Raw genomic sequence first — 19,203 nt, 5'->3', positions numbered from 1 at the left:
ACTTTTCTACGGCTCGCCGCGCGTCGTCGAAGGGCGCCGCCAACGGACGCCGCGTCAGCCGGGGTTGGCGGCAGCCAGGAGTTCCTCGAGGTGGGAGCGGGTCACCCGGCCGCCGGAGAAGCCGACCAGGCGTCCGACCGGCAGCGCGCCGAGCATCGCGGCCATGTCCGCGCCGGCCGCCTCCTCGGACATGGCGTCGCCGAAGACGGAGCCGACCAGCCCTCCGAGTGCTTCGGCCGCGGCCGGGTCGCGCAGCACTTCGGCGATGGTCGAGTCGAGGGTGATCGGCAGCCGGACCTCATCACCGGTGACGGTGACGGTGGCGGCGGCCCGCAGGTCCCTGCTCGAGGAGCCGACCGATACGACGTACTCGCCGCTCTCCACGACCCAGCGATCCACCCGCACATCCCAATAGGCCAGATCGGTGCGGTCGATGGTCACCTCGATCGCCTTGCTCTCCCCAGGTGCGAGCGTCGCGCCGGCGAACGCGACCAGTTGCTGCGGTGCGCGGGTGACCGACGAGGTCGACAGCGAGAGGTAGAACTGGGCGACCTCACGGCCCTCGCGGGAGCCCGTGTTGGTGATGGTCACTCGCGCCTGGATGCCGGTCGGCGTGGGTTCGGCCACCAGATCGCGGTACTCGAAGGTCGTGTACGACAGACCGTGGCCGAACGGGAAGGTGACGGCGAGGTCGCGCGTGTCGTACCAGCGATAGCCGACCTGGAGGCCTTCGCCGTACAGGACGTGGCCGTGGTCGCCGGGGAAGTTCCCGTACGCCGGGACATCCGGTAGGCGGACCGGGACGGTCTCGGTGAGTTTGCCGGACGGGTTCACTGCGCCGAAGAGCACGTCGGCGATCGCTGCGCCGCCACCTTGGCCGAGCAGGGCGGCGTCGAGCAACGCAGGTGCGACGGCGGCGACCGGGGCGATCCGTAGTACGGAACCATGCGTCAGGACCACGACCGTGCGCGGCTGAGCTGCAGCGACTGCGGTGAGCAGTTCGAGCTGCTCTGCCGGAAGCTCGATGTCCGTGCGGTCGGCGCCCTCGGACTCCTGCCGAGCAGCCAGTCCGAGGAACACGACGGCCGTGTTCGCCGCTGCAGCAGCCCGTACGGCGTCCTCGCGCAAGGCGACCGCGTCGCCGGAGCCGTCGGTGCTGAAACCGGGTGCGTAGGTGACCTCGGCGTGGGAGCGGATCTCGTCCAGTGGTACGTCCAGCCGGGTCGGCGTCACGTGCGAGCTCCCGCCGCCCTGGTAGCGAACTTGCTCGGCGAATTCACCGATCACGGCGATGCGATCCGAGCTGTCGAGGGGGAGCAGGTCGTCCACGTTCTGAAGGAGCACGATGCTTCGTGCGGCGGCCTCCCTGGCCAGCAGGTGATGCGCGTCGGCGTCGAAGGTGGCGTCGGCGCGATGCGCTTCCGTCGTACGGATCGCCAAAGCCGCGACGCGCTCGGCGGCTCGCGCGACGTGTGCCGGGTCGACGGTTCCGTTGCTCAGGGCAACGACTAGCTCCTCGTCCGTCGTGCCGGTGGCACCGGGCATCTCGAGATCGAGGCCGGCGGCAACGGCCGCGGGTCGGTCGGCTACGGCACCCCAGTCGCTGACGACGACTCCCTTGAAGCCCCATTCGTCACGGAGCACTGTCGTCAGCAGCCACTTGTTCTGCGAGGCGAGGACTCCGTTGATGCGGTTGTAGGAGCACATGAGGCTCCACGGATCTGCTTCGGTGACGACCCGCTGGAAGGCGCGCAGGTAGATCTCGCGCAGCGTCCGCGGATCGACGTCCGCACTGACCCGCATCCGGTCGTGCTCCTGGTTGTTCGCCGCGAAGTGCTTCACACAGGCGCCGACGCCCTCGCTCTGCACGCCGCGGACCCAGGCGGCACCGAGGACGCCGCTGATGTACGGATCCTCGGAGTAGTACTCGAAGTTGCGGCCGCAGCGTGGGTCGCGCTTGATGTTGATGCCCGGGCCGAGGAGCACGTGGACGCCAAGCGCCTGGGACTCCTGGCCGAGCGCCGTACCAACCCTCTCGACCAGCTCAGGGTCCCAGCTCTGCCCGAGACCGGCTGCCGGCGGGAAACATGTCGCCGGCACGTTCTCGGCGATGCCGAGCTGATCACTCGATGCAACCTGCTTCCGAACCCCATGCGGACCATCGGTCAACACGATCGCAGGCACGGCCCCAACCTGCTTGGTGGTCCAGAAGTCGGCTCCGCTCCCCAATGCGGCCTGTTCAGTGGGCGACAGCTCAGCCATAACGCAGACCCTCTTCACGGACGCAGGAGCAAGCATCGGGTAGTCGAAGACTGTACCTTCGCCCCCAAGGTCGCGACCGGGTAGTACAGCGGCGCGACGATGTGGTCGAGGATCTGCGGGACGGTCGGTGTCTTCTCCCCGCGCTCGTCGGCGCGGCGGACCATCTCCGCCGCCTGGTCGCGGCGCGTGTCGGTGATCGCGCAGTTCGCGACCAGGTCGATGCGGGCCGCCACCATCGCGCGCAGGTAGCGGGCTCGCTCGGGACGGTTGATGTCGCGGGCGATGATGTTCGCCCACTCCGTCAGGTCCTGTTCGAGCGATCCGGTGTCGGGGACGGACTCGCCGTCCCACGTCGGCACCCTCGCCGCTCTATCCCGTCTACCAGCGACTCTGGGGGTTCTCGCCGTTCGTGCTGACGGTCGTCTTCGCCGTCTATGTCTTCGCGCTCCTCGCCGCCTTGCTGACCGTCGGCTCGCTCTCCGACCGCGTCGGCCGTCGCCGGATCGGCAGTTGCCGGGCTCGGCTTCGGTGCGGCATTCCGCTACGCCGTCAACGCACTCGGTGAGGCGGCGCCGGACGCCCAGCGCGGGGAGGTGTTCGCGACGATGTATATCGTCAGCTACTCGGCCTTCAGTGTCCCCGCACTGGTTGCCGGGCTCGCCGCCCAGCGCTTCGGCCTCGAGTCGACAGCCGTTGCGTACGGCGTACTGGAAGTGGCCCTGATCTTGATCGCGGCAGTTGCCGGAATCATGCACCGGACACCCCGAGAAGGAGGACTGGTATGTCCGACCCGTTGATCTCCGTGCCGGATTCTGAGCTGGACGAGCTGCGCCGCCGGATTCGTGCCACCAGGTGGCCGCGGCCATGGCCGATGAGTGGCTGGGGAGCGGGGACGGAGCCGGGGGCGTTGCGGCGGCTGGCCGAGTGGTGGGCGGACGGGTTCGACTGGCGCGCGCAGGAGCGAGCGATCAACGCGCTGCCGTCGTACTGGGCGACCGTCGACGGCTTGCCCGTGCACTACCTGCGTTTCGACGGGGAGACGGCCGACGCGATGCCGATCGTGCTCACGCACGGGTGGCCGAGCACCTTTCTCGAAGAGGTGGAGCTGGCCAAGCGGCTGGCCCGGCCGAGCGAGTACGGCGAGGCCGGGGCGCGCGCGTTCACCGTTGTCGTGCCGTCGCTGCCTGGCTTTCCCTTCACGCCGGAGCAGCCGACGATGCCCGGTGTCCCGACCCATGAGCTGTGGCACGGGTTGATGACCGGCCTCGGCTTCGACCGGTATCTCGCGCACGGCGGTGATCTCGGCGCCGGTATCAGCGCGCGGCTCGGACAGGCGCATCCGGAGGCTGTTGCCGGCATCCACGTGCTGGCCGTTGCCGACCCGGCCGATCAGTCGCAGCCGACCGAGGAGGAGTCGGCGTACTCCGCGCAGGGCGAGCAGTGGTACGCCGACGAGGGTGGGTACGAGCACTTGCAGCGCACGCGGCCGCTGACTCCGGCGTACGGACTCAACGACTCCCCGGTGGGATTACTCGCTTGGCTGCTGGAGAAGTACCGCGCCTGGACCGACCACGGCGACCAGCTCTCCGGGCTCAGCGATGACCTGATCCTGACCCAGGCGAGCCTGTACTGGTTCACCGGAGCGATTGCGGCGAGCTTCCGGGCGTACTGGGAGCACAACAACTATCCACCCGGTGCTGTGCAGGTTTCGGTGCCGACCGGTCTGGCCGTGTTCCCCGCCGATCTGGTTCAGCCGCCGCGAGCGTGGGCCGAACGGAACTACAACGTCGTCCACTACACGCAGATGCCACGCGGCGGCCACTTCGCCGCCACCGAGGAGCCAGACCTCCTCGCCAACGACATCCGAACCTTCGCCACCCTCATCTGAACGCGCTTAGCTGACGTCTGCTCAGTCTTCGGCGGCCGGGGGAAGCGTTGGGTAGTCCAGGATCGGATAAAGCCCGACAGTGAGACCGTACGTCGTGTCGCCCGAGCGAGGCAGCTGGTCGAATTCGAGGACCAGGTTGGCGACCCGCCGCCAGAACTCCACGACCTGCTCCTCTGGGATCCGGGCATGGCGGATCTGCGATCGCATCTGCCCCGCGTCGTACGCCGCGGCCGACTCCTTCAGCGCCACCTCGAAGTCGTTGAAGTCATGCGGCAGCGGTGCGCCCTGACCCTGGCGCCCGAGGCCGACGTAGAACATCCGGGCCGCGCGACCGTAGTACCGCTCGTCGATCGCGCGGACCCGTTTCGTCCGGACCACCTTCAGCAAACCGGCGGTGGCGAGCACGTTGACGTGGTGGGCGACGGTGCTCTTCGGGCGCTTGACCGCAGCCGCCAGTTCGGTCACGGTGGCGGCCCGCTCGTGCAGCAGGCCGAGGATGGTGGTCCGCAGTGGATCGCTGATCGCCCGCACCTGGTCGGCGGTGGTGAGCTCGATCGTCTCCTCGAGCTCGTAGTCGGGGACTGCCGAGTTGGTCGCCATGGTCGGGTCAGCCTAACGAAGCGGGTCGGTGGCGAGGGCGATCGTCAGGTCGAGCACCGTCCGCGGGTCGTCGAGCCGATCGCCGAACAGCTCCCGCACCTGCCCCATCCGGTACCGCACCGTCTGCGGATGGACATGCAACGCACCAGCCACCTCGTCTCGCCGACCCAGCTGCAGCAGCCACTCCCGCAAGGTCTCGGTGAGCCGTTCAGCCGTCGCAGGCCGGAGCTTGGCAAGTGGCGCGAGCACCCGCGCCCGTAGATCGTCGAGCGCAGCCGGGTCCGACGTCACGACCAGACTGGCCAGATGATGCTCGGTATCGACCGGCGCGCTGGTCTCCACGAGCAGCCCCAGCTTGCGAGTACGAAGGACACGCTCGTACGACGTACGCACGGTGACCCAAGGTTTGTCGGGTCCGACCCACGCCTGCCGCCCTCGCAAAGCCCGCAGCAGCGCCGGTCTCGCGGCCCCGTGCGCATCGGGAACCAGCAGCACTGTCACGTCCTCCTTCTCCAGCTCGGGTAGCTCGTCCTCGGTTCTCAAGGTGCGCGGATCCAATGCTGCGAGAACTCCGCGAACGTGAGCGTTGGGCAGGATCACGGTCGTCAATGTCTTCGGTGGTTCCCAGCCGGCGCGCTCGGCCCGGTCGGCTAGCTGGTTCGCCGGGTCTCCCTGCAAGAGGCTCCGAACCAGTGCCTGGAGATAACGCTGCCGGACCTGGCCCGACGTCGCCAGCTCGTCGGTATGCCCGGCGACGCTCGCTGCGGAGAGCTCGTCGATGTAGGCGAAGACGAGTTCCGCGAACTTGGCGAGCGTCTCGGCGGACAGGCCGACCTCGACCGCAGTACCGGACAACTCACGCCAGGAGACTCGCGCGCCGACTCGGTACGCGGCCAGCAGGGCGTCCATGCTCCGGCCGCTGCGGGCCTCACCACGGCCGAGGATGTAGGCACCTTCGAGGGCCGGCGTCAACGGCGTACCGGGATCGCCGCTGCTCGCCAGCCGGAGAAACCCACCGAGCGCGAGCTGGACGGCACCCTCGATCTTGGCGCCCATCGGTCCGGCCAGCGCGTTGGTGTAGCCGGGCACCTCGGCGATGATCGCGGTCACCGTGTTCTCCGCGATATCGCCCAGCCGGGACCGCAGCAGCTCCATGGCCGGCTCGCCGAGGTCCAGGTCGGCGGCGCCGCGCACCGTTCGGCTGCCATGAGGGGTCGGATTGGGCATTTTGTTCGCTCCGTACAAGATCGGGAGACAGATTCACCGCCTACGGTCATGAAATTACACCCCCCGTCGAGGACTCTGGAGTACATGACGACTTTTGTCCCCGATCAAGGCGTCCGGGGGACCCCACGGCAACGCTTGCGTGAGCGGGTCTGGCAGTTGGCCGCGGCCGCGACCCATCCGCGCGATCCGGCTGACTACCTCGACATGTTCCGGCCGCTGCGGCCCGGCGCCGAGCTGCGGGCCCGGGTCGTCGAGGTCCGGCGGGAGACCGCCGACGCGGTCACCGTCGTACTGCGGCCTGGCGGCGCCTGGCGCGGCCACGAGCCCGGTCAGTACGTCCGGATCGGCCTCGACGTCGACGGCGTACGGCTGTGGCGTTCCTACTCCTTGACCTCCGCGCCGGGGAACGGTCTGCTCACGATCACCGCGAAGGCGGTCCCGGACGGGCTGGTCAGCGCGCACCTCGCGCAGGAGTTGCAGGCCGGTCAGCTGGTGCACCTCGACCAGGCCATCGGCGACTTCGTGCTGCCGAACCCGGCACCGCGCAAGGTTCTCTTCGTCACCGGTGGCAGCGGGATCACGCCGGTGATGGGGATGCTGCGAGCGGGACTCGATCGGCTGGCGGACGTCGTACTGGTGCATTCCGAGGCGTGTGCCGAGGACGTGATCTTCGGGAGCGAGCTGCGTGGTTTTGCCGCGGACGGCCGGCTCCGGCTGGTCGAGCAGCACACCGACTCGCAGGGTCGTCTCGACCTCGATGCTCTTGAAGCCCTTGTCCCTGACATGGCTGAGCGGGAGACCTGGGCGTGTGGTCCAGCCGGTCTGCTCGACGCGCTGGAAGAGCAGTGGTCGGATCCCGAACTGCTGCATACCGAGCGCTTCCGTACTGCGTTGGCCGAGCCGGGTGAAGGTGGCACGGTCCACTTCACCAGGGCTGGAGTCACCGTCGAGCTCGACGGCGCGACTCCGATCCTCAATGCGGGTGAAGAGGCAGGCGTGCTGATGCCGTCGGGGTGCCGGATGGGCATCTGCTTCTCCTGCGTCCTGCCGCTGCGCGAAGGATCCGTCCGCGACCTGCGCACCGGCGACGTCACCACCGCCGCCCCCGGCGACGGCGTCCTGATCCAAACCTGCATCTCAGCCGCAGCCGGATCCTGCGACATCGACCTCTAGTCACCCCGCCTCCCCTCCGCTTCCCTCCCCTCCTTGGCCGCCCCTCCGCCTTCCTTCCTTCCCTTCCCGCCTTCCTTCCCTTCCTGAGAGAGATTTCCCCTATGACAGTGCTGCAGAAGAAGGCCGACAACCCGATCGCCCACCTCTCGGCGGACGACATCGAGGAGATCGGTCGCCGGCTCGACGAGATCCGGGCCGAGGTGATCGAGGCACGCGGTGCCTCCGACGCGGCGTACATCCGCAAGGTGATCAACGTCCAGCGCAAGCTGGAGCTCTCGAGCCGCGCGGTGCTGCTGCTGTCACTCTTTCCGCCCGCCTGGCTGGTCGGTACTGCGGGTCTCTCGGTGGCGAAGATCCTCGAGAACATGGAGATCGGCCACAACGTCATGCACGGCCAGTGGGACTGGATGCGGGACAAGAAGATCCACTCCACCACCTGGGAGTGGGACCACGCCTCGCCGTCGGACCAGTGGAAGCACTCGCACAACGAGCTGCACCACACCTACACGAACGTGGTCGGCAAGGACAACGACCTCGGCTACGGCATCATGCGCGTCGACGAGGACCAGCGCTGGTACCCGCTGTACCTGGCCCAGCCGCTGTGGAACTTCATCAACGCGATGTTCTTCGAGTACGGCATCGCGGCGTACGACCTGGAACTCGGCAAGAACCTGGCCACCAAGGAACGCCGTCGCGACCCTGAGTTCAAGGCGCGAGCGAAGCAGGTCTTCAAGAAGATCCGCGGCCAGATGACGAAGGACTACGTGATCCACCCGCTGCTGTCGGGTCCGTCGGCGCTGCACACACTGGCCGCCAACTTCACCGCCAACGTGGTGCGCAACGTGTGGGCGCACTCGGTCATCATGTGCGGTCACTTCCCCGAGGGAGTCGAGACCTTCGAGCGGAAGTCGATCGACGGCGAGACGCGCGGCGAGTGGTACCTGCGGCAGATGCTCGGCTCGGCCAACATCTCCGGTGGTCGCGCGATGCACATCATGACCGGCAACCTGTCGTACCAGATCGAGCACCACCTGTTCCCGGACCTGCCGAGTAACCGCTACCAGGAGATCGCGCCCAAGGTGAAGGCGATCTTCGACGAGTACGGCCTGAAGTACACCACCGGCCCGCTCCCGAAGCAGGTCGCCTCAGCCTGGTCCAAGGTCGTCCGGCTCTCGTTACCGAACGACTTCGTCCGCACCCTCAAGTCGCGGCTGACCGGTGCCCGTCCGGCCCTGACCGCGACGGCCTAACGCTTCTTGGTTTTGATCCGCTCGGCTTCGGCCTGGACCTCGGCCTGGATCTCGCGTTCGCGCTCGAGCCAGTCCGGGTTCTCTTCCCGGATCTCCTCGATCTGCTCGGTCGTCAGGGCTTCGGTGACGCCTGCGCGGGCGAGCCCGGAGATGGACACGCCGAGCCGTGCGGCCACGACGGGCCGGGGGTGCGGGCCGTTGCGGCGGAGCTCGGTCAGCCACTCGGGTGGGTCGGTCTGCAGCGCGTTGAGCTCGTCGCGTGAGACGACACCCTCCTGGAACTCCGCGGGGGTGGCTTCGAGGTACACGCCCAGCTTCTTCGCCGCGGTCGCGGGCTTCATCGTCTGGGAGGTCTTTTGCGACGTCATGCCGTCAAGGGTAACGAGGCTGAGCGGGGTTGCCGACCACTGCCGATAGCCTGAGCCGGTGACCTCCTCCGACGTACCGGCGTCCTTCCGGCTCGCGTACGTCCCCGGGGTGACGCCGACGAAGTGGGTCCGGGTCTGGAACGAGCGGCTGCCGCGGGTGCGGCTGGAGCTGATCGCGGTGACCGCGGCCGAGGCGGCGGACGTCGTCCGGGCCGGGGGAGCGGATGCCGGGCTGGTGCGACTGCCGATCGACCGGACCGGGTTGAGCGCGATCCCGCTCTACACCGAGACGACCGTGGTCGTGGTGCCGAAGGATCACGTCGTGACGGCGGCCGACGAGGTGACGGTGGCGGATCTGGCGGACGATTTCGTCCTGCATCCGCTCGACGACACGCTCGGCTGGGACAAGTTGCCGGGGGAGCCGGCGTTCGAGCGGCCCGCGACGACAGCTGCCGCCATCGAGTTGGTGGCCTCGGGAGCCGGGCTTCTCGTCGTACCGCAGTCTCTTGCTCGGTTGCATCATCGCAAGGACCTCACGTATCGGCCGCTGACGGACGCGCCGGAGTCGCAGGTCGCGCTGAGCTGGCCTGAGGCCGAGACGACCGAGTTGATGGAACAGTTCATCGGGATCGTCCGGGGGCGCAGCGTCAACAGCACGCGCGGCGCGACTCCGCCGCCCGCGAAGGATCAGAAGGATCAGAAGAAGAAAAAGCCGGCCGCGGCGAAGAAGCAGGCCGCCCGGCGGCAGCCCACCCGGCGAGGCAAGCGCTGAACTTGACTGACTCAAGAACTAATCTTGACTCATTCCAGAAAACGGGGCAGACTCCCCAGGGTGCCGACGACCTCCGAGATCGAGCAACTGTTGCGCGCGGCAACATTGCGCGTGACCCGGCCGCGAGTGGCCGTGCTGTCGGCGGTGCACGCGATTCCGCATGCGGACACCGACTCGATCATCGGCGCCGTGCGCGCCGATCTCGGTGAGGTCTCTCATCAGGCCGTGTACGACGTACTGCGTGCGCTGACCGACGCCGGGTTGCTCCGGAAGATCCATCCGATGGGTCTGGTCGCGCGCTACGAGTCGCGCGTGGGCGACAACCACCACCATGTCGTGTGCCGCTCCTGCGGTGCGATCGAGGACGTGGACTGCGCCCATGGTTCGGCCCCTTGTCTGACGGCCTCCGACGATCACGGTTTCGTGATCGACGAGGCCGAGGTCGTCTACTGGGGCCTGTGCCCCGACTGCTCGGCCAAGTCGTGAACTGACCACTTGACTCCGGAAGGTAAATACCAGTGACTGACAAGCCTGACGCCGAAGTCGGCGAGATGAATGAGCCGGGCCCGGCTCAGTGCCCCGTGGACCACGGGCGTTTCAAGCACCCGACCGAGAGCGGGAGCAACAGTGACTGGTGGCCGAAGCAGCTCAACCTGAAGATCCTTCGCAAGCACCCCGCGGTAGCCAACCCACTCGGCGCGGACTTCGACTACGCCAAGGCGTTCGGCACGGTCAACCTCGACGAGCTGGCCGCGGACGTCGACGCCGTACTGACCACGTCGCAGGACTGGTGGCCGGCGGACTTCGGGCACTACGGCCCGTTCATGATCCGGATGGCCTGGCACAGCGCCGGTACGTACCGGGTCAGCGACGGCCGCGGTGGCGCGGGCGCCGGCATGCAGCGATTCGCGCCGCTGAACAGCTGGCCCGACAACGGCAACCTGGACAAGGCGCGCCGACTGCTCTGGCCGGTCAAGCAGAAGTACGGCCAGTCGATCTCCTGGGCCGACCTGATGATCTTCACCGGCAACCGCGCGCTGGAGACGATGGGCTTCAAGACCTTCGGCTTCGCCGGTGGCCGGGCGGACGTCTGGGAGCCGGACGAGGACGTCTATTGGGGTCCGGAGCAGACCTGGCTCGGCGACGAGCGGTACACCGGTGACCGCGAGCTGGAGAACCCGCTGGCCGCAGTACAGATGGGTCTCATCTATGTGAACCCCGAAGGCCCGAACGGGAACCCGGACCCGCTGGCCTCGGCCCGCGACATCCGCGAGACGTTCGGCCGGATGGCGATGAACGACGAGGAGACCGTCGCGCTGATCGCCGGAGGGCACACCTTCGGCAAGACGCACGGTGCGGCCGACCCGGAGAAGTACGTCGGCCCGGAGCCGGAGGGCGCGCCGCTCGAGCAGCAGGGCCTGGGCTGGAAGAACAGCTTCGGCAGCGGCAAGGGCCGCGACGCCATCACCAGCGGCCTCGAGGTCACCTGGACCGCGACGCCGACCCAGTGGGGCAACGGCTTCTTCGAGAACCTCTTCGGCTACGAGTGGGAGCTGACCCACAGCCCGGCCGGTGCGAACCAGTGGAAGCCGAAGGACGGCGCCGGTGCGAACACCGTGCCGGACCCGGAGGACGGCTCGCTGGTCCGTACGCCGACCATGCTGACCACCGACCTCGCGCTGCGCTTCGACCCGATCTACGAGCAGATCTCGCGCCGCTTCCTGGAGAACCCGGACCAGTTCGCGGACGCGTTCGCCCGCGCCTGGTTCAAGCTGACCCACCGCGACATGGGCCCGATCCAGCGCTACCTCGGCCCGCTCGTGCCGGCCGAAGAGCTGATCTGGCAGGACCGGGTTCCGCCGGTCGAGGGTGAGCTCGTCGGCGACGACGAGATCGCCGCGCTGAAGGCGCAGCTGCTCGCGTCGGACCTGTCGATCTCGCAGCTGGTCACCACCGCCTGGGCGTCGGCCTCGACGTTCCGGATCAGCGACAAGCGCGGTGGCGCGAACGGCGCACGCATCCGCCTCGAGCCGCAGAAGGACTGGGAGGTCAACCAGCCCGACAACCTGCGCCTGGTGCTGGGTGTCCTGGAAGGCATCCGGGAGTCGTTCAACAGCGCGGGTGGCAAGCAGATCTCGCTGGCCGACCTGATCGTGCTGGGTGGCGTCGCCGGTGTCGAGCAGGCCGCCAAGAACGCTGGCTTCGACGTACGGGTGCCGTTCACGCCGGGCCGTACGGACGCCACGCAGGAGCAGACGGACGCCGACTCCTTCGCGGCGATGGAACCGACCTCGGACGGCTTCCGCAACTACCGCGGCAAGGGCAACCGGCTGCCGTCGGAGTACCTGCTGGTCGACCGCGCGAACCTGCTCAACCTGAGCGCGCCGGAGATGACCGTGCTGGTCGGCGGTCTGCGGGTGCTCGGTGCGAACTACCAGCAGTCCTCGCTGGGTGTCTTCACCGACAAGCAGGAGTCGCTGACCAACGACTTCTTCGTCAACCTGCTCGACCTCGGGACGACGTGGGCCTCGACGTCGGAGGACCAGGAGCTCTTCGAGGGGCGCGACGCCAAGGGTGAGGTCAAGTGGACCGGGACCCGGGTCGACCTGGTCTTCGGCTCGAACTCCGAGCTGCGGGCGCTGGCCGAGGTCTACGCCAGTGACGACGCGCAGGAGAAGTTCGTGCACGACTTCGTCGCCGCGTTCGACAAGGTGATGAACCTCGACCGGTACGACGTCTAAGCATTGCCGAGTCCGGCCCCCGACCCTGAGGTGCAGGGTCGGGGGCCGGACTTCTATGCTGCGGTGTCGAATCCTGAGGGGGACCTTGTGTTCGGATCGCAGGCGCTGGAGACCGCCATCGGGCTCGCGCTGATGTTCTTCGTCATCGCGACCGCCTCGTCGGCAGTGGTCGAGTTCATCTCCCGGCTGTGGGGGAAGCGCTCGGCCGACCTGGAGAAGACGATCAAGCACATGCTGGCCGGCCAGGGCCAAGGCGATGCGGATCTCGAGCGAGCCTGGCAGTTGTTCTCCGGTACGTCGGTGTACGCGGCGGCGCGCGAAGGTGCCGGCAAAGCGCTGGTGACGCAGAAGCGGCGGCCGAGCTACCTGTCGGCGAAGGCGTTCGCCGATGCGACCTTGGAGATGATCGTCGACGGCGATCGCCTGCTGGGGCTGGACGAACTGCCGAAGAATCTGCGGAAGCGGCTGGACCCGCTGGTCCGGCAGACGCGCGGAGAGCTGGTCGAGATCAGGGCCGGGCTGGAGTCGTGGTTCGACGAGACGATGAGCCGGGCCGAGGGTGCCTACAAGCGGTGGGTCACTGTTCTGCTGTTCTGCGTCGGGCTGGTGTTTGCTATTGCCGGCAACGCGTCGACGACGGTGGTCGCTGATGACTTGTGGCACAACTCGGTCGTACGTCAGTCGGTGGTCGATGCTGCGGGTCAGGTGGCAGCGAAGGGCGAGGCGGCGGATGAGCTGATCTCCATTGCCGAGGCGACCTCGAAGATGCAGCAGTTCAGTCTTCCGGTCGGTTGGGATTCCCAGACCCGCAGCGAATGGGACTCCGGGAGTGCGTGGACCTGGCACCGTACGGCGAGTGTCGCCGGCTGGTTGCTCACGGCGCTCCTGGTCATGCTCGGCGGCCCTTTCTGGTTCGACCTTTTGTCGAAGTTCGTCTCGCTACGCTCAAGCGGCACGAAGCCGCTCCCGGCGGCCGACGACGACACCTCGGCAACCACCGCCCAGCGGTCTCTCACTGCTCCCAGCACCACCGGCGAGTCCGGCGCCCCTGCCATCAACGTCTCCCAAACCCTGGCCGCCGCCCTCGGCGTCGAACCACCGCCCCCGGCCGCTGCCGCACCCGACCCGCAGTAACTCAGTCGTTTGCCTTTGACTGAACGCAATCCGTGTTTGTGCGGGCACCTGAAATCACCGCGGCGTTATGTCAACTTCGAACCCCTGGAGTGCATCTAAAGAAGTGTCTCAAAGGGGGACAATCATGAAGTCGATCCGAACCATCCGCAAGCCCGTCCGCACCGCTTTCGCCGTCCTGGCAGTCGCAGCCGTCCCAGCAGCTGCGGTCGCCGTGCCGACCCTCGCCGACGCGTCCACCACGTGCCCCACCGGTTGGGGTTCATTGCCTGAGGCAAGTAGCTATCGAGGCGCCGGTCAGCTGACGAACGTGCGGACCGGGCAGCACGACTGTTTCGACCGGATCGTGTTCGACGTCAAGGGAAAGCCGTCCTGGCATCGCGTGCAGTACGTGCAGAACGTCTACACCAGCGGGCAAGGTGCACTCGTGCCGCTCCGCGGAGGCGCCAAGCTGGAGATCATTCTGTCCGTACCCTCGTACGACGATGCCGGCAACAGTACCTACCGCCCAGCGAATCCCAACGAACTCACCAACGTGACCGGCTACCGAACCTTCCGACAGGTCGCCTCCGCAGGCAGCTTCGAAGGCGAAACCACCATCGGCCTAGGCGTCCGCGGCCGCCTCCCGTTCCGCGTCTCCACCCTCACCGGCCCGGGCACCACCACGACCCGCATCGTCGTAGACGTCGCCCACACCTGGTAATCAGAATGGTGCACAATTGCCGGCATGCTCGTCGAGCAGCTGATCTCGGGGGAGCCTTGGACCGCCGCGCGACTGGCTGAGCGATTCGTGACGGCGTTCCATCGGGATCGGCGGGAGGGGTACGCCGGTAGGTTCTATCGGCTGCTCTCCGAAGTACAGGACGGCGCTGAGCTGTTGAACCGGATCGAGCCGCAGAGCGAGAAGAGCGGGGCCGTCCGTGCTGGGTCTCTGGGCTGACGACTCTGCCCGGGTAGGCCGCGGCACTGACGCCCTGGACCGCGAGACAACCATCCTCACCCTCGAAGAGCCGGCCGAGCCCCCTCGCCGGTTCGCTCGCATCCACCCCGAAGCCACCACCGCCGCAGACCCCCCCGCCACCTTCACTTGACCTGACAACGAAAGCCTCAGAGGCCACTGTCAGGCCACTGGACAGAACCCGTACGACGTATGTCGGCGGAGACTGTCTACTGACAACGAAGGCGCGCGGGGTCTATCGCCGACCGCCATCTAGCGGTTAGATGGAGCGCGTTGCCTATGTCAGGAGGAACTTGTGTCGCAACCGTTCAAGATCGCGGTCCTGGGGTTCTGGCACGTGCACGCGGGGGACTATGCGAAACAGGCGGTGCAGCATCCGGGCACCGAGCTCGTCGCCGTCTGGGACGAGGAGCGGGCCCGCGGACAGGCAGGAGCTGACCAGTTCGGCGTCGAGTACACCGACGACCTCGACGCCCTGCTCGCCCGCGACGACATCGACGGCGTAACCATCACGACGGCGACGAACGTCCACCGTGACGTGATGGTCAAGGCCGCCAACGCGGGCAAGCACATCTTCACCGAGAAGGTGCTCGCTCCGACCGTCGCCGAGGCGGAGGAGATCATCGCCGCCGCCGACGCGAACGACGTCAAGCTCGTCGTCTCCCTGCCACGCCTTGCGCACGGCTACACCCAAGCGATCCGCGAAGTCATCGACAGCGGCGACCTCGGCCGGCTCACCTACGGCCGCATCCGCCTCTCGCACGACGGAGCCATCGCTCGCGACGGGGTCGAGGACGGCTGGCTGCCGAAGCGTTTCTTCGACGAGGAGTCCGCGATCGGTGGCGCGCTGACCGACCTCGGCTGTCACCCGGTTTACCTGCTCCAGCTGTTCCTCGGCGCCGACGCCGAGACCGTCAGCGCGACGTACCGATCGGTCGCCGGCCTCGGCCTGGAGGACAACGCCGTCGTCACGGTCGGCTACCCCGACCAGAAGATCGGCGTGATCGAGGCGGGTTTCGCCAGTCCGAACCCGTTCACCATCGAGGTCTTCGGCACCGAAGGCAGCCTCACCTACACCGAGGACGGCGACGTGCTCCGGGTCTCCGGCAAGCAACTCCCGGTGCCCGAGCACAGCCTGGACCCGTTCGGCCAATGGGTCGATCACATCAGCAACGGCACCCGGGCCGACGACAACCTGGCCCGCGCCGTCGAGCTGACCCGGATGGTCGTCGCCGCCAACGAGGCCGCCGCCTCTGGCCGCGCCATCTCCTACTAGCCAATCGTCGAGGAGACCTCTATGCCACAGATCAAGGTCGGCCTGATCGGGGCCGGCGGTATCGCGTCCGCGCACATCAAGGGTTACCGCGAGCACGCCGACCGGATCGGCGTCACCGCGGTCGCCGACGCGTTCGAGCAGACCGCCACCGAGCGAGGCGCCGAGCTGGGCGCCACGCCGTACACGGACTATCGCCAGATGCTCGCCGCAGAGGACCTCGACGCGGTCGACATCTGCCTGCCACACCATCTGCACCGCGATGCGATCGTCGCCGCGGCCGAGGCTGGCAAGCACATCCTGTGCGAGAAGCCGCTCTGCCTCACCGCGGACGAAGCCGCGGCCGTCCGTAGGGCGGTGACCGCGAACCGCGTCACGTTGATGTGCGCGCACAACCAGCTCTTCATGCCGGCCGTTGCCAAGGCCAAGGAGCTGCTCGAGGCCGGAACGCTCGAGACCGTGTACGAAGTACGCACCACCGATAGCTTCTACAACGACTTCGATCCGGCCAACATGGGCTGGCGGGCAAGCACCAAGACGAGCGGTGGTGGCGAGCTGATCGACACCGGGTACCACCCGACGTACCTGATGCTGCATCTGGCCGGTGGTACTCCGGTCGAGGCGACCGCGATGTTGTCGACCCATCGGCTGAAGTTCATGGAAGGCGAGGACTCGGCGCAGGTGCTGATCAGGTTCGACAACGGCGTCGTCGGCCAACTGGTGACCAGCTGGGCCTACCAGCCGGCCGCCGTGACCGAGCGGTTCTCCGTCGTCGGCGAACTCGGCGCCCTGCACAGCGACGGCAATTCCGTCACCGTCCGCCTCCGCACCGGCGACAACACCACCTACAACTTCGACCCGATCGACACTTTCGTCGCTGAGATCGGCCACTTCGCCGACTCTTTGATCGACAAGTCCCGCCCATTGCACACCGAGCAGGAAGGAATCGCCGTTCTGGGCATTCTCCTGGCTGCCTACGAAGGAGCGCGTACCAAGACCATCGCGCCTGTCATAGGTTCTTGATCCCAGGCGGGATAGTTGAGGGGTGACGAGCTCTACTGACGACAGCGCCGGGCAGTTGGATCGGACGGTGGGCAGGACTGTCCTGACCAAGGAGGTCTGGCTGGTCCTGGCGTTGTCGTTGGGCGCGTCGGGCGTTTCGGCGCTGATCTCGTTCACCGGGGTGCTGACCTCGCACAAGGCGATCGGGGATCAGACCGCGGTGATCGTCGGGTCACGGGCTCCTGGGCGGCCGTGGCTGGATCTCGCGTGGCAGGTGTTCGCGATCGTCACGTCGCTGGTGCCGGTGGCGTTGGTGGCGCACCTGATGACGCGCGGCGGGGAGTCGCTGCGGACGCTTGGGTTCGACCTACGTGACGGCGTACGGGACCTTGGGCGGGGTACTGCGGTTGCTGCTTGTGTGGGTGGCGCTGGGTTGGCGTTCTACCTGGCGGCACATGCGTCGGGGGTGAACCTCGCTGTCGATCCGGCGCAGTTGCCCGCCGCATGGTGGCGGGTGCCGATCCTCATCGCGGTCGCGGCGCAGAACGCAGTACTGGAAGAGGTCATCGTCCTCGGGTACCTGACGCGGCGGCTTGAGCAGTTGGGTTGGTCGTTCCGGCGCAGGACGACAGCGAGCGCCGTACTGCGTGGCTCGTACCACCTCTACCAAGGGCTGGGCGGATTCGCCGGCAACGTGGTGATGGGTGTGCTGTTCTGCCACCTGTACCGCAGATGGGGCCGGGTGATGCCGTTGGTGGTCGCGCACACCGTGATCGACATCGTCGCGCTGGTCGGCGCGACGTACCTGATCGGGAAGGTCGGCTGGCTACCGAGCTGAATGCGGGAGCTTGCGGGTGTCGATCAGTTGCTGGGCGACATCGCGGAGCTTGATGTTGTTGTCCTGCGAATAGCGCTGCAGGATCGCGAACGCCCGGTCGCTGTTGACGTCGAAGCGTTCCATCAGGATGCCCATCGCCTGGCCGACCAACTTGCGCGCGTCGACCGCGGTCGTCATCGTCTCGTCGTGCCGCGCGGAGGCGACCGCGACCGCCGCGTGCCGGGCGAGGATGTGCGCGATCGCCTCGTCGTCCTCGCCGAACGCATCGGCGACCGGGCTGTAGAGACCCAGTACGCCGACCGTGCGGGTCGTGTCGCTGCCGGTCAGCAGCGGTACGTCGAGCACGCTGCGAACCCCGAGTGCAGCCACCTTCGCCGCCCACGCGGGCCAGCGGTCGTCGGTGGTGGTGTCGCGGATCAGCACGGTCGTACGCTCCCGGAGTACCGTCACCAGCGGTCCGACCGAGGAGCTGAGCTGCAGGTCGTACACGTCGGCGACCACCGGGTCGGTCACTGCGGCGACCTCGGCCCTCTGGGCGCCTTTTGTGGTCAGAGCAAGGCCGGCGTAGCTGCAGCTGAGGGCCTGCAGAGCGAACTGGACAACAGCATCGATGGTCTCCTCGACGCCGTCGGCATCGTGCAGCTCGAGCGCGAGCCGCGCGAAGGTCTCTGCCATATCGGCCGCGGCGGGGTCAAGCGAGGGCATAGTCGGCTCCAGGCAGGGGTCAGCACCAGGAGCACCCTCACCTCCGGAGTGATCCGGCTACAAGGTAGAGCATCCCCACCTCGGCTAGCTACTAGGGCCACGCCCTAGATGGTGATCAGTGCCGTGACGAAGCGGAAGCGGCGGAGACAGGCGCCTCCGGCTGAGGCAGCCGGTCGGGTGCAAGGGGGTCAGCGAAGATCTTCCGAGAGGGACTTGGCGGCCTGAGTCAGCAAGGGGACTGCGCGGATCACCAAGTCCTCGGTCATCCGGCCGGCGGGGCCGGAGATCGAGATGGCGAGGCGGGAAGGCGCGTCCAGCACCGGTACTGCGACGCAGCGGACGCCGAGTTCCTGTTCGCCTTCGTCGGTCGCGTAGCCCTTCTCCTCCGTCATGCGCACCTGGTCCAGGAAGGCGTCCGGATCGGTGATCGTATTCTCGGTGTGCTTCGGCATCCCGGTGCGCTGCAGGAGTTCCCGTACGTCGTCCTCCGGTAACCGCGAGAACACCGCCTTCCCGACGGCCGTGCAATGCGGGAGCACCCGACGACCCACCTCGGTGAACATCCGCATCGAGTGCCGCGACGGAACCTGGGCGAGGTAAACGATCTGGTCGCCGTCGAGCATCGCCATGTTGGCCGATTCGCCGAGCTCGTCGACCAGTCGCGCCAGATGCGGCCGTGCCCAGACACTGAGCATCCGCGACGAACTCTCGCCGAGCCGGACCAGCTTGGGCCCGAGCACGTACTGCCGCGACGGCTCCTGCCGCAGATAACCAAGGTCGACGAGCGTGCGCACCAGCCGGTGGATCGTCGGCAGTGGGAGACCGGAGACGGCGGCCAGTTGGGACAGGCCCATCATTCCGCCGGCGTCGGCCATCGTCTCGAGCAGGCCGAAGGCACGCTCGATCGACTGCACGCTGCCGGTCCGCGCCTTGCTGCCGGTTTCTGCCGCCACGGTCATCCCACTCTCGCTCGACACTGCCGGAAGGATTCCGGATCCCGGAAGTTTACCCCCAG

At 67.6% G+C, this 19,203-nt stretch carries 21 protein-coding genes; 14 read left to right on the top strand and 7 right to left on the bottom strand.

Translation table 11 applies throughout. The annotated features are described in order from the left end of the window. Positions 1–54: 54 nt before the first annotated feature. Positions 55–2,262: a glycoside hydrolase family 3 C-terminal domain-containing protein gene (locus ABZ004_RS21670; protein WP_355682072.1), complete on the bottom strand. Its 2,208-nt coding sequence runs from the start codon at positions 2,260–2,262 to the stop codon at positions 55–57. A gap of 14 nt (positions 2,263–2,276) precedes the next feature. Then, positions 2,277–2,621 (bottom strand): TetR-like C-terminal domain-containing protein, encoded by a 345-nt coding sequence (locus ABZ004_RS21665; protein ID WP_355682070.1) that lies wholly within the window; start codon positions 2,619–2,621, stop codon positions 2,277–2,279. 50 nt (positions 2,622–2,671) lie between these two features. Between ABZ004_RS21665 and ABZ004_RS21660 the strand changes: the two genes are divergently transcribed. The 3 genes from ABZ004_RS21660 to ABZ004_RS21650 are packed head-to-tail and all read left to right on the top strand — an operon-like array spanning position 2,672 to position 4,150. Next, on the top strand, positions 2,672–2,827 hold the full coding sequence (locus tag ABZ004_RS21660; protein ID WP_355682068.1) for a hypothetical protein: 156 nt from the start codon (positions 2,672–2,674) through the stop codon (positions 2,825–2,827). Between the two features lie 40 nt (positions 2,828–2,867). After that, positions 2,868–3,059, top strand: a complete 192-nt coding sequence (locus ABZ004_RS21655) for a hypothetical protein (RefSeq protein ID WP_355682067.1) — start codon at positions 2,868–2,870, stop codon at positions 3,057–3,059. Next, positions 3,044–4,150 carry an epoxide hydrolase family protein gene (locus ABZ004_RS21650; protein ID WP_355682065.1) on the top strand — a complete coding sequence of 369 codons (1,107 nt, stop codon included), beginning with the start codon at positions 3,044–3,046 and terminating at the stop codon, positions 4,148–4,150. Before ABZ004_RS21655 ends, ABZ004_RS21650 begins: the two co-directional genes overlap by 16 nt. Before the next feature lie 21 nt (positions 4,151–4,171). Here the strand turns inward: ABZ004_RS21650 and ABZ004_RS21645 are convergent, their stop codons facing one another. Together ABZ004_RS21645 and ABZ004_RS21640 are read right to left on the bottom strand one after the other, a co-directional pair. Next, entirely contained in the window at positions 4,172–4,750 is a 579-nt protein-coding gene (locus ABZ004_RS21645; RefSeq protein ID WP_355682063.1) for a winged helix-turn-helix domain-containing protein, read from the bottom strand. 12 nt (positions 4,751–4,762) lie between these two features. After that, positions 4,763–5,977 (bottom strand): helix-turn-helix domain-containing protein, encoded by a 1,215-nt coding sequence (locus tag ABZ004_RS21640; RefSeq protein ID WP_355682061.1) that lies wholly within the window; start codon positions 5,975–5,977, stop codon positions 4,763–4,765. Between the two features lie 84 nt (positions 5,978–6,061). On the opposite strand from ABZ004_RS21640, the gene ABZ004_RS21635 reads away from it, so the two are divergent. Both ABZ004_RS21635 and ABZ004_RS21630 read left to right on the top strand, forming a co-directional pair. Continuing rightward, entirely contained in the window at positions 6,062–7,150 is a 1,089-nt protein-coding gene (locus ABZ004_RS21635) for a ferredoxin reductase (RefSeq protein ID WP_355682059.1), read from the top strand. Between the two features lie 101 nt (positions 7,151–7,251). Next, on the top strand, positions 7,252–8,400 hold the full coding sequence (locus tag ABZ004_RS21630) for an acyl-CoA desaturase (RefSeq protein WP_355682058.1): 1,149 nt from the start codon (positions 7,252–7,254) through the stop codon (positions 8,398–8,400). On the opposite strand, the gene ABZ004_RS21625 is transcribed toward ABZ004_RS21630, so the two are convergent. Continuing rightward, positions 8,397–8,768, bottom strand: coding sequence for a DUF5997 family protein (locus ABZ004_RS21625; RefSeq protein WP_355682056.1), 372 nt, complete (start codon positions 8,766–8,768; stop codon positions 8,397–8,399). The two genes, ABZ004_RS21630 and ABZ004_RS21625, sit on opposite strands and share 4 nt — an antisense overlap. Before the next feature lie 58 nt (positions 8,769–8,826). Between ABZ004_RS21625 and ABZ004_RS21620 the strand changes: the two genes are divergently transcribed. From ABZ004_RS21620 to ABZ004_RS21580, 9 genes are all read left to right on the top strand, one after another. Then, positions 8,827–9,540 (top strand): LysR substrate-binding domain-containing protein, encoded by a 714-nt coding sequence (locus tag ABZ004_RS21620; RefSeq protein WP_355682054.1) that lies wholly within the window; start codon positions 8,827–8,829, stop codon positions 9,538–9,540. Between the two features lie 60 nt (positions 9,541–9,600). After that, positions 9,601–10,026 carry a Fur family transcriptional regulator gene (locus ABZ004_RS21615; RefSeq protein ID WP_355682052.1) on the top strand — a complete coding sequence of 142 codons (426 nt, stop codon included), beginning with the start codon at positions 9,601–9,603 and terminating at the stop codon, positions 10,024–10,026. A gap of 65 nt (positions 10,027–10,091) precedes the next feature. Continuing rightward, positions 10,092–12,281 (top strand): catalase/peroxidase HPI, encoded by a 2,190-nt coding sequence (katG, locus tag ABZ004_RS21610; protein WP_355682183.1) that lies wholly within the window; start codon positions 10,092–10,094, stop codon positions 12,279–12,281. A gap of 63 nt (positions 12,282–12,344) precedes the next feature. Beyond that, positions 12,345–13,415 carry a hypothetical protein gene (locus tag ABZ004_RS21605; RefSeq protein ID WP_355682050.1) on the top strand — a complete coding sequence of 357 codons (1,071 nt, stop codon included), beginning with the start codon at positions 12,345–12,347 and terminating at the stop codon, positions 13,413–13,415. A gap of 124 nt (positions 13,416–13,539) precedes the next feature. Then, complete coding sequence (locus tag ABZ004_RS21600) at positions 13,540–14,115, top strand: hypothetical protein (RefSeq protein WP_355682048.1); 576 nt, start codon at positions 13,540–13,542, stop codon at positions 14,113–14,115. Between the two features lie 24 nt (positions 14,116–14,139). Beyond that, positions 14,140–14,352, top strand: a complete 213-nt coding sequence (locus ABZ004_RS21595) for a hypothetical protein (protein ID WP_355682047.1) — start codon at positions 14,140–14,142, stop codon at positions 14,350–14,352. A 313-nt stretch (positions 14,353–14,665) separates the two neighbouring features. Further along, positions 14,666–15,646 carry a Gfo/Idh/MocA family oxidoreductase gene (locus tag ABZ004_RS21590; RefSeq protein ID WP_355682045.1) on the top strand — a complete coding sequence of 327 codons (981 nt, stop codon included), beginning with the start codon at positions 14,666–14,668 and terminating at the stop codon, positions 15,644–15,646. Between the two features lie 21 nt (positions 15,647–15,667). After that, positions 15,668–16,666, top strand: coding sequence for a Gfo/Idh/MocA family oxidoreductase (locus ABZ004_RS21585; protein ID WP_355682044.1), 999 nt, complete (start codon positions 15,668–15,670; stop codon positions 16,664–16,666). A gap of 22 nt (positions 16,667–16,688) precedes the next feature. Continuing rightward, on the top strand, positions 16,689–17,483 hold the full coding sequence (locus ABZ004_RS21580) for a type II CAAX endopeptidase family protein (RefSeq protein WP_355682043.1): 795 nt from the start codon (positions 16,689–16,691) through the stop codon (positions 17,481–17,483). On the opposite strand, the gene ABZ004_RS21575 is transcribed toward ABZ004_RS21580, so the two are convergent. Further along, positions 17,472–18,188 (bottom strand): GAF and ANTAR domain-containing protein, encoded by a 717-nt coding sequence (locus ABZ004_RS21575; protein ID WP_355682042.1) that lies wholly within the window; start codon positions 18,186–18,188, stop codon positions 17,472–17,474. The two genes, ABZ004_RS21580 and ABZ004_RS21575, sit on opposite strands and share 12 nt — an antisense overlap. A gap of 188 nt (positions 18,189–18,376) precedes the next feature. Continuing rightward, positions 18,377–19,165 carry an IclR family transcriptional regulator gene (locus tag ABZ004_RS21570; RefSeq protein ID WP_355682041.1) on the bottom strand — a complete coding sequence of 263 codons (789 nt, stop codon included), beginning with the start codon at positions 19,163–19,165 and terminating at the stop codon, positions 18,377–18,379. Positions 19,166–19,203 lie beyond the last annotated feature (38 nt).

This window comes from Kribbella sp. NPDC006257 (genome assembly GCF_040613535.1).
Lineage (GTDB): Bacteria > Actinomycetota > Actinomycetes > Propionibacteriales > Kribbellaceae > Kribbella.
The sequence above is the reverse complement of the archived record's forward strand: the minus strand, read 5'-3'. Positions and strand labels throughout refer to the sequence as shown.